The organism is Bacillus sp. LJBV19 (assembly GCF_017797845.1).
GTDB classification, from domain to species: Bacteria; Bacillota; Bacilli; order Bacillales; family Bacillaceae; genus Bacillus; species Bacillus velezensis.
Genome location: NZ_CP072563.1, coordinates 1,183,766 through 1,197,975, shown reverse-complemented (window position 1 = coordinate 1,197,975; position 14,210 = coordinate 1,183,766). Strand labels below are relative to the sequence as shown.

At 41.6% G+C, this 14,210-nt stretch carries 14 protein-coding genes and 1 pseudogene; 6 read left to right on the top strand and 9 right to left on the bottom strand.

What is annotated here, in order from left to right:
* The first annotated feature begins 3 nt into the window (after positions 1 to 3).
* The 5 genes from galE to J6600_RS06100 all read left to right on the top strand — a co-directional run bounded on the left by galE (position 4) and on the right by J6600_RS06100 (position 5,976).
* Complete coding sequence (galE, locus tag J6600_RS06120; protein ID WP_209388118.1) at positions 4 to 996, top strand: UDP-glucose 4-epimerase GalE; 993 nt, start codon at positions 4 to 6, stop codon at positions 994 to 996.
* 1 nt (position 997) lies between these two features.
* Positions 998 to 2,497, top strand: a complete 1,500-nt coding sequence (gene galT, locus J6600_RS06115; protein WP_209388117.1) for a UDP-glucose--hexose-1-phosphate uridylyltransferase — start codon at positions 998 to 1,000, stop codon at positions 2,495 to 2,497.
* Between the two features lie 51 nt (positions 2,498 to 2,548).
* A complete protein-coding gene (locus J6600_RS06110; protein WP_017417565.1) occupies positions 2,549 to 3,661 on the top strand; it encodes a glycoside hydrolase family 53 protein in 1,113 nt (370 codons plus the stop codon).
* Positions 3,662 to 3,947: 286 nt separating this feature from the next.
* Entirely contained in the window at positions 3,948 to 4,421 is a 474-nt protein-coding gene (locus J6600_RS06105) for a MarR family transcriptional regulator (protein WP_007407329.1), read from the top strand.
* Positions 4,422 to 4,563: 142 nt separating this feature from the next.
* Positions 4,564 to 5,976 (top strand): MDR family MFS transporter, encoded by a 1,413-nt coding sequence (locus tag J6600_RS06100; protein ID WP_209388116.1) that lies wholly within the window; start codon positions 4,564 to 4,566, stop codon positions 5,974 to 5,976.
* A 99-nt stretch (positions 5,977 to 6,075) separates the two neighbouring features.
* Here J6600_RS06100 and J6600_RS06095 read toward each other — a convergent pair whose 3' ends face one another.
* The 9 genes and pseudogenes from J6600_RS06095 to J6600_RS06060 form a co-directional block, all read right to left on the bottom strand.
* Complete coding sequence (locus J6600_RS06095) at positions 6,076 to 6,357, bottom strand: putative quinol monooxygenase (RefSeq protein ID WP_022553524.1); 282 nt, start codon at positions 6,355 to 6,357, stop codon at positions 6,076 to 6,078.
* A 121-nt stretch (positions 6,358 to 6,478) separates the two neighbouring features.
* Complete coding sequence (gene bla / locus J6600_RS06090; protein WP_209388328.1) at positions 6,479 to 7,399, bottom strand: class A beta-lactamase; 921 nt, start codon at positions 7,397 to 7,399, stop codon at positions 6,479 to 6,481.
* Between the two features lie 313 nt (positions 7,400 to 7,712).
* Positions 7,713 to 8,099 carry a VOC family protein gene (locus tag J6600_RS06085; protein ID WP_014417485.1) on the bottom strand — a complete coding sequence of 129 codons (387 nt, stop codon included), beginning with the start codon at positions 8,097 to 8,099 and terminating at the stop codon, positions 7,713 to 7,715.
* Between the two features lie 290 nt (positions 8,100 to 8,389).
* Positions 8,390 to 8,752, bottom strand: a complete 363-nt coding sequence (locus J6600_RS06080) for a hypothetical protein (protein WP_209388115.1) — start codon at positions 8,750 to 8,752, stop codon at positions 8,390 to 8,392.
* A 716-nt stretch (positions 8,753 to 9,468) separates the two neighbouring features.
* On the bottom strand, positions 9,469 to 9,738 hold the full coding sequence (locus tag J6600_RS06075; RefSeq protein ID WP_095271675.1) for a DNA-binding protein: 270 nt from the start codon (positions 9,736 to 9,738) through the stop codon (positions 9,469 to 9,471).
* 60 nt (positions 9,739 to 9,798) lie between these two features.
* Positions 9,799 to 9,942 (bottom strand): annotated as a pseudogene (locus J6600_RS19745) (hypothetical protein); the annotation flags it as partial.
* 2 nt (positions 9,943 to 9,944) lie between these two features.
* On the bottom strand, positions 9,945 to 10,277 hold the full coding sequence (locus J6600_RS06070) for an HIT domain-containing protein (protein WP_014417482.1): 333 nt from the start codon (positions 10,275 to 10,277) through the stop codon (positions 9,945 to 9,947).
* 338 nt (positions 10,278 to 10,615) lie between these two features.
* Positions 10,616 to 11,359 (bottom strand): alpha/beta fold hydrolase, encoded by a 744-nt coding sequence (locus tag J6600_RS06065; RefSeq protein ID WP_209388114.1) that lies wholly within the window; start codon positions 11,357 to 11,359, stop codon positions 10,616 to 10,618.
* Between the two features lie 307 nt (positions 11,360 to 11,666).
* Complete coding sequence (locus J6600_RS06060; RefSeq protein WP_022553538.1) at positions 11,667 to 11,840, bottom strand: hypothetical protein; 174 nt, start codon at positions 11,838 to 11,840, stop codon at positions 11,667 to 11,669.
* 486 nt (positions 11,841 to 12,326) lie between these two features.
* Here J6600_RS06060 and J6600_RS06055 point away from each other — a divergent pair, with 486 nt between their 5' ends.
* Positions 12,327 to 14,210 (top strand): ribonuclease YeeF family protein, encoded by a 1,884-nt coding sequence (locus J6600_RS06055; RefSeq protein WP_209388113.1) that lies wholly within the window; start codon positions 12,327 to 12,329, stop codon positions 14,208 to 14,210.

Sequence of the window (14,210 nt, the reverse complement as noted above, 5' to 3'; positions counted from 1 at the left end):
ATCATGGCGATTCTCGTTCTCGGCGGAGCCGGCTATATCGGTTCTCATGCGGTTGATCAATTATTAAACAAAGGATTTAAAACGATAGCTGTGGATCATCTGCAGACAGGCCACCGGAAAGCTGTTCATGAAAAAGCAGTTTTTTACCATGGAGATATCCGTGACAAACCGTTTCTTCGCTCTGTGTTCGCGAAGGAGAACGTAACAGGCGTTCTCCATTTTGCCGCTCAATCCCTTGTCGGCGAATCAATGAAAGACCCTCTTTCATATTTCAATAATAATGTGTACGGTACGCAAATTACGCTGGAGGTCATGCAGGAATTCGGGGTGAAACACATTGTGTTTTCTTCATCCGCCGCTGTATACGGCGAACCTGAAAAAGTGCCCATCACAGAAGACATGCCGGAAAAGCCGGAAAGCGCATACGGCGAATCAAAACTCATGGCAGAAAAAATGCTGAAGTGGTGTGAAACCGCCTGCGGCATAAAATATGTCTCGCTTCGGTATTTTAACGTTGCCGGCGCGAAAACGGACGGTTCCATCGGAGAAGATCATCATCCGGAAACCCACCTTATCCCTATCCTTTTACAAACCGCGCTCGGTCAGCGCGAGGAGGTTTTAATATTCGGCACTGACTATGATACAAAAGACGGCACGTGCATCCGCGATTATGTCCATGTTTCCGATTTAATCGATGCCCATATTCTCGCTCTGGAATATTTGCAAAACGGCGGAGACAGCAGCATTTTCAATTTAGGATCAAGCAGCGGTTTTTCCGTATCAGAAATGGCGGAAGCGGCCCGGCAAGTGACCGAAAGAGACATAAAAGTAAGAGCGGCCGCAAGAAGACCCGGTGATCCAAGCACCCTCATCGCTTCCAGCGATAAAGCGCGGAACATTCTCGGCTGGAATCCGAAACAAACGGACATATCGGAAATCATCGCGTCAGCATGGAATTGGCATCGGCATCATCCAAACGGATACAAGGACAAATGAAATGGAGGCGGCGGTCATTGAAGTTTTTGAATCAGTGGCAGGGTTTCTGAAAGAAAGCACTGTCTTAGGCGACATAAATGAAACAGATGTGATTTACACAAGAAACAGACTTCTCGATCTGCTCGGACTGACGGATTATGCAGAACCGAAACATATCAAGAAACAAAACAGGCTTTATTATTTGGACGAAATGGTGAAAGACGCGGTAAAACGGTCAATCATTAACGATACGCCGGCTGAAAGAGACATGCTGGAAAGCAGAATCATGGACGTGATCACACCGGCCCCTTCTCTGATCAATGCCGCATTCAGCAAATTGTTATCAGATTGCCCGAAAAAAGCAACAGATTATTTTTATAGATTGAGTCAAAACAACGACTATATTAAGACGCGGGCCATTCGAAAAAATATCGTATACCGCTCACCAACACCTTTTGGAGAATTGGACATCACCATTAATTTATCAAAGCCCGAAAAAGACCCGAAAGACATCGCCGCGGTAAAAAACAGTCCGGAAAACCGGTATCCGACATGTCTGCTCTGTATGGAAAACGAGGGGTATGCCGGAACACCGCATCACCCCGCCCGTTCAAATCACCGCATCATCAGGCTTGACTTAGCGGGAGAACAGTGGGGGTTTCAATACTCTCCTTATGCGTATTACAGCGAGCATGCCATCTTTCTTTCAAGCGAGCACAAGCCGATGAAAATCAGCCGTGACAGCTTCAGAAGGCTTCTGGCCATTACGGAAATTTTCCCGCATTATTTCGCGGGATCAAACGCAGACTTGCCGATCGTAGGGGGTTCCATTCTTTCACACGATCATTATCAAGGCGGCGCCCATGAGTTTCCGATGGCAAAAGCGGGTTCCCTCTACCCTTTTCATATGCGTCATTTTCCAGACGTTCAGGCCGAAGCCGTGAAGTGGCCGGTATCAGTGATCCGCCTTCGCGCAAAAGATCCGGATTTGCTGACAGATGCCGCTGCGTATGTTTTTGAAAAGTGGCGGGAATATTCAGACGAAACCGTCAGCATCATCGCAAAGACAAATGAACCCCATAATACCGTCACCCCAATTGCCAGACGCAGGGGAACGGATTTTGAAATCGATCTCGCTCTCAGAAACAACCGCACCTCCGAAGATTATCCGGATGGCATTTTTCACCCGCATCAAGATGTCCATCACATCAAAAAAGAAAATATCGGTCTGATTGAAGTGATGGGACTCGCCGTTTTACCTCCCCGCCTGAAAGATGAGCTGGCAGAAGTGAAAAAGTATTTACTGAATGAACCTCATGACATCAAAGACATTCATCTTCCGTGGGCTGAAAACATCAAAGCGGATAAAGACGTGACACCGGAAAATGCAGCCGCTGTTTTACAAAAAGAAACAGCGAATGTATTTTTACGCGCGCTGACCGATGCAGGCGTTTTTAAAATGACATCCGAAGGAATTCAGGCGTTTCAGCGTTTCACGACGTTATTGGAGAATGGCAGCTGAAACATTCAGAGTGAAATCAATCAACAATCTTTTTTATCAGGAGGTATTGTGATGTTCAAAAACCGATTGAAACGTGTATTTGTAAACGCAATCTGTCTTTCTCTCATTTTCACTGCTTTTACATTCTTTGAGAAGTCTCCTAAAGCAAAAGCGGATGCCCCGTTTGCCTATGGCGCTGATATAGGATGGCTGAAACAAATGGAGGACGAAGGTGTGCGCTGGCTGGATGACGGCGGAAAACAGAAAGATGCCTTGCAGATTCTTAAAGATCACGGAATAAATGCCGTGAGACTGAGAGTGTTTGTGAATCCGCCAAGCAGCTATTATTGGCTGAAAGATGGCACAACATGGACCATGCTCGGCTATAGTGACAAAGCGGGCGTACTTGCGGCGGCCAAAAGGGCAAAAGCGTTAGGAATGAAGGTAATGGTTGACTTCCATTACAGTGATGTGTTCGCTGATCCCGGCCACCAGATCAAGCCGAACCAATGGACCGGCTATTCAAGCAGCCAGCTGCAGGCAGCCGTGTATAACCATACGTACGATGTCATGAAAGAACTTAAAAATCACGGCATCTCCCCTGATTGGGTGCAAGTAGGGAATGAAATGAATTCAGGAATTTTACTGCCCGACGGCAGCACGAACGATTTCAGCAAATTGACCGCCTTACTGAACAAAGGCTATGACGCCGTGAAATCCGTCAGCCCGGCCACCAAGGTCATCAGCCATTTGGCACACGGCACGGACAACAGCCTATTCAGATGGTGGTTTGATCAATTCTTTAAAAACGGAGGAAAAACCGACATCATCGGCGTTTCGTTCTATCCCTATTGGGAAGGTAAGCCGTACTGGGAGCTCACCGGCCAATTATCCTCTAATTTAAATGACATTGCCTCACGCTACAACAAGGAAGTCATGGTGGTTGAACTGGGCGGAGATGAAAATAACCCGAAAGATTCCTACTGGACCATAAAAGACACCATAAAACTGGTGAAAGCGGTTCCGAACGGCAAAGGAACCGGCGTATTTTACTGGGAACCCGAAGCTCACTCCAGCGTTCTGTCAGACGCGTATCCATTAGGCGCAACCGCCAAAGTGTCTAAAAACGTCTTGAAATACACAACCGCAATTGACGCTTTTTATGACGCCGCAACAGGAAAATGATTGATGCGAATCTCAAGCAGGCTCATTGCGCAGCCTGCTTTTTTATAAGGCTGTAGTGTTGGCCTGTTATGAAACAGAGCAAGTAACGAATACGGAAAGAAAAATACCCGAAAAACCCACGTTTCGGTTAAAAAGCCGCTTTTTAAATAGAATACTTCTTCTGTTCCCCCTCCTTCTTATTTCTGCGCACTATCTCTCAGTTCCTAAATAATAACTTTACGATTGTTGAAAAAGAAACAAAAATTTTATAATATTGTGTAAGCACCACCGAGCAGGAGGACGGGCCATGGACAAAAAAGAACAGCTCCTCACGGATTTCAGGGACTTTTTTAACAAGATGGTGTGGCTGAATAGGCTGAAGATGGAAGAAAGCCTTAAGGGGCATAAACCTTCTGAAGTGCATTGCATCGAATTCATCGAAAAAATTGAAGACGCCAATGTGACAAAACTTGCGGAGTCTCTTTATATGACAAGAGGCGCCATAAGTAAATTAACGAAGAAGCTTATCAATAAAGGCCTTATCGAAAGCTATCAGAAGCCGCTTAACAAGAAAGAAATCTATTTCAGGCTTACCGAGCAAGGAAAAGTCATTTATAAAATTCACGAGGAATTGCACAAAGAGTTTCAAGAACGCGACAAAATCGTGTTTGAACAAGTAACTGATGAACAATTTGACACGATGCTGAACTTCGTGGAAACATACAGCAGGCATTTAGATTCAGAAATAAAGAAACTTGGTGCAGACATGAAATCGGAATAAATATGAATAAAACCATAGGCAGCCCTGCTCCATGAAAACGGGCTGCCTTTTTATACCCCTATTATTGTTGACAAAGAAACAAAATCACTCTATTATTTTGTTGACAAGGAAACAAAGACAGCGATTTTGAGAGGAGAATAATATGTCAACACATAAAAGAAAGGAACTTCGGCTGCCAAAAGAAGTTCTCACAGCCGCCTGGGCTATTGCACTGGGAGCAATCGCTCCAATGCTTGACTCTACGATGGTAAACATCGCCATCGACAAACTGACCAAAGACTTCAACACGACATTGGATACCATTCAGTGGTCCGTTACAGGCTATGTCTTAGCACTTGCAATTGCAGTACCCGTATCCGGCTGGCTTATGAATAAATATAACGGTAAGAAAATCTTCATCGGCTCAGTCATCGCCTTTGGTGTCATTTCTGTTTTTGCGGGAATGAGCCGTGACGTTTCCAGCTTCATCGTCTTCCGTTTGCTTCAAGGATTCAGCGCCGGTATTATGACTCCGCTTATGTCAACACTCTTGGTTAAAACGGCAGGTCCGGAAAACCTGGGAAAAGTGATGGCAATCGTCAGCACCCCTATGATCTTCGGCCCGATCTTAGGACCTGTCATCGGAGGCTTCATCGTCCAAGGCGCTTCATGGCATTGGATTTTTTACATCAACGTGTTCATCGTTTTGATTGCTGCACCGCTTATGATGAAAACCATTCCAGACTTTGAACCATTCAACAAAGATCATAAACTCGATATTTTCGGGATTATCAATTTGTCATTAATGAGCGCGGCATTGATTTACGCTATTACAAAAGCGGCGGATCATGCATCATTTAACAATAGCGACACCATTTTATGGACGGGCATCGGTCTTGTTTCAGCAGCCATTTATCTTGTATATAATCTGATCAAGAAAAACCAAACCGTGCTGCCTATGAATTTGTTTGCAAACAAAAGCTTCCTAGCATCTTCGATCGGGTTGTTCTTAGCTAATGTTGCCATCATGGGGCCGATGTTAATACTTCCGCTGTTTTTTCAAAACATTCGTCAGTTCACGGCAGTCGGAGCAGCACTCGCTTTAATCCCTCAAGGAGTCGGAATGCTCGTGACTCGTCCGCTGATCGGAAAAATGATTGATAAGATCGGTGCGAAATACGTGGTTACGGTCAGTCTTGTTCTTTCGCTGATCGGATCTATCCCGCTTATTTTTATCACCGATAACACAAGTATGATTTGGATTTCCGTCGTATTCTTTATCCGCGGCACCAGTTTTGGAGGAATTATGCTCCCATTAATGAGTGACGCTTATACAGGCCTTGACAGCAAACAGCTTCCGGAAGCGGGTGTCGGTATTCATATGATTGAAAACCTCGGTTCCAGCTTTGGGTCAGCTGTGATCGCAACCGTTACCGCAACTGTCATACAAGGATTGCAGCCAACGATTCCGAACAGTTTAAAAGGCTACCATGCCGGATTCTTAGTATCCGTCATCATCCTTGCGGCCATCTTCATTCCAAGTCTGTTCCTTACCCATAAAAAGACTGCGATATAAAGAACTTTTTAAAGTAAAAAACCCTTGCGCAGCAAGGGTTTTAGTGAATGAAACTGATGATTGCTGTCGGCAAAATCAGCCAACAATAGACAAAGCCTTTTACTCATTCACATTGCTTTTCATTAACCACTCTACTTCCGTTAATTCTTGTTTTTGAACGTCTTTTGTATGTTTTTTCGTAAAATGGACTTTAACAGCTTCTTCGTTTTCCCAAATCTCCCAAAGCATGATTTTGCGTTCTGATGGTTCGAGCGGATGAGCATGGAACTGAATACAGCCTTCTTCTTTGTTCGTTTCTTCCTCAAGTTTTTTGAATTCCTTCATTATTTCATTAAGGTCTTTATCACTGATAATATTTAAGCATGCCGTTATGTAATGCATCGAAACTCCCCCTCTTCCCATCTTTTTATGGCTTTACATTATAACATTTATCGAAAAACGAAACCGGCATACCGCATTCTCAACATATAAAAAACCGTCCATAAAAAATGAACGGCAATGTTTATTTAAGGGCATTAAGAGCGACTTTTGCAGCCTCAGCGATAAGAGCATTATTATAATTGGCATCTTCCGTAAACCGGTTTGACAGGATTGCCAAAACAATTGGGGCTCTGTCAGGCGACCAAACGATCGCAATGTCGTTTCGTGTGCCGTAGCTTCCGGCTCCGGATTTATCGCCGACTTCCCATCCTGCAGGAGCGCCTGCCCGAATCAGTTCGTCGCCGGTAGCGTTGCCCTGCATCCAATCCGTTAAGATCGTGCGCTTGTCAGTCGTTAGAGTGTTACCCAAAGCGAAAGTCTTAAGATCAGTTGCCAGTGCTTTTGCAGTGCTTGTGTCACGACGATCCCCGGGAATCGCCGAGTTTAAATCCGTCTCGAATCGATCAGCTTTCGTTACATGATCCCCGATCTGTTTCAATGACTTTTCGAAACCTTTAGGGCCGCCAAGCTGCTGCAGCAATAGGTTCCCGGCGGTATTATCGCTGTAACGGACAGCGGCTTCTGAGATTTCTTTCAGGCTCATGCCTGTATCCAGGTGTTTTTCTGTGATTGGAGAATATGTAACTAAATCGTCTTTGCTGTAGCGGATGATGGCATTAAGTTTTTCATTTGAGCTTTTCTTCAGAACAGCAGCCGCGGCCAGAACTTTATAAGTTGATGCGTAAGCAAACCGTTCATTCGGCCGATAGGCGATTGTCTTGTTTGAACCTGTATCAATCGCATAAACCCCAAGCCTGGCATCAAATTTTTTCTCAAGCTGAACAAATTTTTGATTCGTTATACAGCTTGTCATTTTTGTGTCTTCTATAGACTTCGCTTCAGCATGCGCTGAGCCGAATAAAGGATTGAAACCGGTAAAGCTTAAACATAAAAGTCCAATGCATATTCCAACTTGTATTCCCGCTTTATTTTTCACATTCAGACCTCCTCATTAAAATGATTTTGTATACATCTTCTAATTAACATTACAAACAGTATGAAAGTCAATATATTTCCTTTGAATGATTAAATGCGCCGCCCTTGCCACGTTTAAATGTTTGCATGTTTCGTGTTCATCATCTATTTGTTATCCCTCCGTGCAAATAAAAACGGACACCAATCAGAGCACAGTGATGCTGTGCAATGATCAGTGTCCGCAGGCTTTCCGTCTTGGACCTATATATGTTTCTCTTGCAGACTATAAAAATCATAAGTAAGTTAACAAACGCATTACCTTAATCTCGCCAGTCAAAAAATTATATCATTTTATATATTTCAATAAGATTATTATCTGGATCTCTGAAATGAGCAACTCGTGCACGCCATTCCTGACGATCATGTGGTTCATTGACGCATTTAATCCCTTGCTTGTGCAGATACTCATACGTTTTATCAACATCTTCTACCTTAAACTGAAGCAAAAATCTTGATTGCGCATCTCCGTCTAAAGATTTTCTTTCTTCTCCAACTATTTCAGCCATATTTTCTCGAGATAAAAGCTCTATTTTCGTTTCTCCATTATCGAAAAGTGCATATTCCATTTCCTTCTCTAACCAACTTATTGGAAGTCCTAATAAATCTTTGTAAAACTCGACGCTTTTCTTAAAGTCATTAACCAATAGTCTAATTTGCAGCAACTTCATATTGAACGCCTCCTATCATTTTACTGGCCATTCATTTAATCATACAATAGGCACCTGACAGCATTACGTCAAGTTTTCACAAAAAAATTTCCCATACTGCACCCAAATTACGGATGAAAGCCTTCGGAGATTCATGAAACTGCGTTTGATCAATTCACATTCCTAGTTTGATTCTCCTCCTCTCCACCGTGGAGGCTCCGGCCGTGTAAGTCGCGACATCCGTAAACATCCGGCCGCCGCTCCCATAAGTAACACAACTGATAAATGATTGACTGAATCGTTTTTCACCGTCATTGCTTCCCCTGTTTTTTGTATTCTGCGATTTCCTTAGGGGTAGCCTTCCGGACTCCGTCTGCGTCTGTCCTGTTTGCCACTTGAACGCCTTCCATGTTTTTTATCTCGCTGACTATTCCCAAATGCTCTAAATACACATGATCACCAATCTTGAAACGATTCTGTTTGGCCCGCTCCTCGGCCATGCTCCTGTATTCAGTCGCGGCTTTCATTTTTAATTCAGCCAGACACATTTGACAAAGTGTTACTGTTACAGAATTGCCGTTAAAATCAGTAAACGAAACCGATCTGACAGATTCCTTTTCCGGGTGCATCGTGCATGTTTTCTTCATAGGTGATGGCCGTGTAAATTCAATCATTCCGCTTCCTCCTCAAAAAAAGTCTTTTCGTCCCTCTCACATAACTCCGGATGAACGGGAAGTTCCATACCCCCGCATTCGAACTGTCACGACACCGCCATCTGACGGATTTTCATACATCCTTCATAGCTGCAAGCCTATATTCCTTTATATTCCCAATGCTTGCCGCACTTCCCTGTTAGGATGAAATTTCTAAAGCTGTTGACCAGTTTCCACATGTTGGTTCCATGCGAAAAGCCGTATCCCAATTCATACGGGTGAATTTCAGCCCTCTCATATGTGTGTATGCTTTTTAAAGGAGGTGCATCACATGATGTTCTAACAACCGATTCAACCTGAACAAAGTGATTTAGTCGACAAAAAGATTGCCGAGAACAAAAAGAACTGTGAATCTAAAAACAATTGACCTTTCTGAATATGAATTGCTAGTCAATGCATATTCCAAATTAATAAGATAAATAAAATAGACCCCCTCAAAGTTAATGGTGAGGGGGTCTTGAGTATGCGGCCGATATTTCTTTATTGAACTCCAAACGAAGAGATGCAAAAATGGATTGAAGAGGTGATGGTTTTGCCGCCATGTTAATGTACAGATATTTAATTAAAAAGGAAAAGAATTAAACTAGGGGTTAGATATTTCAAATTAAGGTCCTTCAGAGCGATGGAGAAGAAACATAAAGAACTTGCTTAATGCGGATTTTTCATCCTTGAATATTTTAACTATTTGTATAATCAATCGATGACATCCACTGCAAGAATTGCTGATAAGGATAATAGACTGCTCCTTTTAATTCTACCTTTGGAGCACCAGAGAATTTTTCTAGCAACTCTTTAACTTCTGCTTTACTTAAACCAAGGTAATAATGCAGATCCGACTCCTTAATTAAAGTTGGATAGTCTGAATAACTCCCTTTTGGATTTTTGAAGTTTTTCAAACCATCGCTGATAAAGTAGCCCAATGCAGCCAAACCAATTCCTATCCACATGAGATCCAAAGAGAACACCCTCCCACTTATTTAATCAGATTAAAACAATTATATTGAAAATTAGGAAGCTGAAATATGCCTGTTGCCTTCTTTGTTCTTATATCCATCTAATAAAGACTTGAGGTAATCATCATCATCAATAGTCAGCAAATGATATTTCGCTCCGTCATCTTCAAAAACCCCTAGGTTATGATAGTCTACATCTTTTATCTCAATGGATCTCCTGAAGCTATATGCCAATGCAGATGCTTTGAATCCTGATAATCTCCTAAGTTTGTAAGCACCCTGCAAGAACCACTTTCTTTTGTCACCTTCGCTGCAACCTTTTTAATCACACCCAGCAACTCGAGTAAAAGTTCATTGTCGTCTTCTTCCAAAGTGATTAAAGAAGAGATATGTTTTTTAGGAATAGCAACAATATGCACCGGCCAAAAAGGTCTTGTATGATGATACGCCAATACATTCTCGGTTTCTAAAACTTTATTTACTTTTGTTTTTCCGCTTAATACTTCATCGCAATAAAAATCTTCTGTCATCATTAATCCCCCCTTACTTTTTAGCGTTGATCTTCATAGTCAATATACAAATTCACTCAATGCTCTGCTTTATTTTTCACCTTTATCATTAAAATAAGAGAACCACAATAAACTTATGAACCCAGCAGCTCCTATAATTGTAGATATAATGTAAGTCCAATTAAGTAAATCCATAAGCTTTCTCCTCTAAGAAATAATTTCGATACGTCTAAATATATCGCTTTATAGAATTTCCATTCCGTGCAATCCAGCACTTTTGATACGGTGTTTAAGGATTGCTACCTATTCTAACCAATACAAGACTGCCCTCATCTACTGCTTTTAGAGTTTTTAAACTAAACTTATTTTTGTATCTCTTTCAATGTATCTTTAATAATGTCAACAATAATCTGAGGTTGATCAACATGTAGACCGTGTGATGCATTCTTCACAACAATATGTTTGCTATTTGTTGATAAACGCAGAAAGTCTCTTTGAAATAGATTCCACGCAGCGAAGGATTCAGTTGTATGATAAGACTGTAAACCAGCGCTGACAACTATAAGTGGAATATCTCCTAATGATGTGCATTTGTCTATTTGTTCAAAACTATCTTGAATTTCACTTAAAGAACCTTCTACCGAAAATTGATTAAAGTAAAGAGATCTTGTTTCTTCACTGAATAGTGGTGGCATAATTTTGTTTTGATCTTCATGGCAGGAATCTAAGAGAATAACCGCTGCTACTTCTTCTGGATATGTACAAGCATATAATCTTACATTTGCTCCTCCAAATGAATGCCCTACGAGCATATATGGTGGTTTAATATTCGCATTTTGTAAAAGAGTACGAAGATTTTCAACAGACTGCTTGCTGTCTTTTCGTCTATCGTCTTTTTCACTTTTTCCTAAACCTGCTCTATCGTAGATGAAAAATTGCGCAAATTTTGAAATTTCACCTTTTATAGGGTCCCAAGAAGCAGAAGGGCATCCGTACCCTGATTCAAATATGACTGTAATGTTTTCATTTTGCCTTTCAAAAAATTCGTAATAGAGCTTAATACCACCAATATCTTGCATTTTGCCAGTATTGGTAATTTTATTCATACAAAAACCTCCAGTGTTTAATCATTAGGTTCATAGGTTAAAATGGAGCATTCTGTCTCTGATATTTTATATACTTTCCTGTTTTTCTGTCGAATGCCATCCATCTCATTCCAATAAACTCTTCTTCTCTAAAAAATACTTCTTTTAAACCCTTATCATCACTTAGAACACTATATGCTACCCCAGAAATCGGGACTCTCTATGTAATAATGGGTATTCATCTAATCTGTCATTTTTTAAGATATTAGTTAAGACATTTATCATTGTTCACATCTCTCTTTGTCTAGGAGTAAAGACGTGTTTAAACTTAAACCATTTGAAACACGGCATACAATGCAACTTCAGCTACAAGCAAATAAATCATATATCTAGCATAATTGAATACATCTTCATCAGTATTTTTCTCTTTTTTAAAAGTCCATGCAAATAAACCTAATACAGTTGCCACTAATGCGATTTCTATTATTGTTAATATTGACATACCTTCCTCCTAAAAAGAACAGGGTAAATAGACTTATGTTAAATTTCATTCAATTAAGTCTCTTCAGTCAGGATTTATCTTATAAAAACTTTCCACTTCTTCATGTTCATCACCTTCAATGAGTTCAAAGCTGCCCGATACATTATACATTATTTTCCGTTAATATATCAATTCCGGTTAATAAATCACCTGCATCTTGAATTACGCCATTTTCATCTTTTACACCCTACAATTCATTATCTAAAAATATGCTCCAACCTTTTAACTGGCTTAATCTTTCCAATTCATTCAAACGCTGCCGAGTAATTCCTGCACTCCGGTTTCCCATCCATAAGCTCTCTTCTCAAATGCTTAATCACATAATTAAAAGGACAAAGAAGTGGGTCAAATGATTCATTTTACCATTTTAGATAGTACATTGACCTTATTCCTCATTCCTCCATGGTAAAATCTTGTTGAAGTATTTCGAATGAAAGGATTATGGTCATGAAAGTTTTTGAAGCAACCACCCTCCTCGCCGCTGCCAAAAAGCGCGCGGGTGAATACAAAAAACTGCGCGGCCAGATGGTCAATCTGAAAAAAGCGTTTCAAGGCATGGCTGACCTTGGTGACAATGATTTCTCAGGCCGGGGCGCAAATAACATTAAAGCTTTTTTCCAGGACCACGCCAGCGTCACAGACAGCTGGCTTGATCTGATCGATATGAAAATCGCATTTCTCACAAGCCTTCCCGGCAAGGTCGAAGACGCCGGACTTTCCAATTCGCATGTGGAGGAATCATTTCTGGAGCACGAGCTCACCCACGCCCTCAGTAAATCAAAGGCGATTATGGAAGAGCAGAAAAAGGACATGCGCTCCATCCTCGGAGAAATCGAAGACATCATCTCGCTTGATCTATTTTCAACCGAAAGCACAGATCAGAAGCTTTCTTCAGCTGACAAAAAAAGAAGCGAAACCATACATAAACTCGGCAAGCTTGATCACGATCTAATGAAAGAATACGCAGAAACCGAAGCAAACGAACAGTTCATCCAAGCCGACTTCCAGCAGCTCCAAAACGCCACGGGCAAAGGAAAAAGCGCCACGCCGCTTCATTACAATGCCAAGGCGTACCGTGAAAGCGACATCCATAAGAAGAAAGGCGAGATTGCAAGACATTCGGATGCTTATTTGACGATTAAAAAGGAAGAAGCGAAAGAGCGGGAAATCAAGGATCTGAAGAAAAAGCTGGCCGCTGGTGTCACTGATCCGGATGAGTATTTGGAAATCGCGAAGAAGATCGGCTATGAAAACCTTGAACCCGCTCAGGTGCAATATGTGATGCAGCTTGAACAAGCAAAGCAGCTCGAAGAAGTCGGAGAAACGGCTTGGGATATCGTCAAAGGAATAGGCGTCGGTCTTTATGATGTCGGGAAAGACACAATAACCGGCGTCAAAGATCTGGCTGTCGGCGCATGGGATTTTTACCATCTCTCCGATGAACAAAAAGTCGCTAAAACCGTATCCGGCGTATTGAACACGCCCTCCTACGCAAAAATCATATGGACAAACCTGGCGGATTCATGGAATGATAAAATGGTTAACGGAGATGCGTATTCAAGGTCACATTACATCACCTACGCCATCGGGAGCATTGTCGGACTCAAAGGTTCCGGCTCAGCTGTAAAAGTATCAAGCAAGCTCGCCAAAACAGGCGCCGCCAAAGTGGATAACGTCTTGGAAGCCGGAGAAAAAGCGGCTGCAAAAAATATAAAAACCGGGATTAAAAAAGGGAAAGACTATATCAATTCCGTTTCGAAAAACAAGTACGAACCCGCGCTTGCCGGAATAGCACAGGATATTGAAAATACTCACAATGTGAAGAATACGCCTTTGTTGAAAAGTATTATTGAAGATCAGAAAGAGAGTGTGCTCAGTAAATCTGTGTCTTCTGACAATAACGGCATACATAGTGTTAAACAAGGAGACAGCAGTCCTCTCGCACCGGGCGGGGGTTTAGCTGCTCATGAAGCAAAAGGCGGACACCTTATAGAAAGACATGTTGGGAAAACAGATAAAGAATTAATAAAAAGACTGAGAACTGATCCTAACCCACATATTACAGCTTCATCTACTTTTAAAGATAGGGCTACCGCTGAAAGAATTGCTAATTCAGTTTTAAACGATCCAAAAAATATAAAGAAAATCGAAAATTGGATTGATGATCCTAAAAAACCTAAATTAATGTTAAGATACAAGGGCGATGGAGAAATAATCGGCAGAAGTGTATCAAGAAATTCAGAACTAGTAGAAAACGTTACAAACGCAAAAATTATACTCAAAAAAGATAATAACGGTAACTTTATTCTTACAGGATATCCAACCAAATAG

Coding starts and splice junctions, on each gene's coding strand:
- galT (WP_209388117.1), top strand. CDS start 998: ATGGAGGCGGCGGTCATTGAAGTTTTTGAATCAGTGGCAGGGTTTCTG.
- J6600_RS06060 (WP_022553538.1), bottom strand. CDS start 11,840: ATGTCAATATTAACAATAATAGAAATCGCATTAGTGGCAACTGTATTA.
- J6600_RS06110 (WP_017417565.1), top strand. CDS start 2,549: ATGTTCAAAAACCGATTGAAACGTGTATTTGTAAACGCAATCTGTCTT.
- galE (WP_209388118.1), top strand. CDS start 4: ATGGCGATTCTCGTTCTCGGCGGAGCCGGCTATATCGGTTCTCATGCG.
- J6600_RS06100 (WP_209388116.1), top strand. CDS start 4,564: ATGTCAACACATAAAAGAAAGGAACTTCGGCTGCCAAAAGAAGTTCTC.
- J6600_RS06085 (WP_014417485.1), bottom strand. CDS start 8,099: ATGAAGTTGCTGCAAATTAGACTATTGGTTAATGACTTTAAGAAAAGC.
- J6600_RS06105 (WP_007407329.1), top strand. CDS start 3,948: ATGGACAAAAAAGAACAGCTCCTCACGGATTTCAGGGACTTTTTTAAC.
- J6600_RS06075 (WP_095271675.1), bottom strand. CDS start 9,738: ATGTGGATAGGAATTGGTTTGGCTGCATTGGGCTACTTTATCAGCGAT.
- J6600_RS06080 (WP_209388115.1), bottom strand. CDS start 8,752: ATGATTGAATTTACACGGCCATCACCTATGAAGAAAACATGCACGATG.
- J6600_RS06095 (WP_022553524.1), bottom strand. CDS start 6,357: ATGCATTACATAACGGCATGCTTAAATATTATCAGTGATAAAGACCTT.
- J6600_RS06055 (WP_209388113.1), top strand. CDS start 12,327: ATGAAAGTTTTTGAAGCAACCACCCTCCTCGCCGCTGCCAAAAAGCGC.
- J6600_RS06065 (WP_209388114.1), bottom strand. CDS start 11,359: ATGAATAAAATTACCAATACTGGCAAAATGCAAGATATTGGTGGTATT.
- J6600_RS06070 (WP_014417482.1), bottom strand. CDS start 10,277: ATGATGACAGAAGATTTTTATTGCGATGAAGTATTAAGCGGAAAAACA.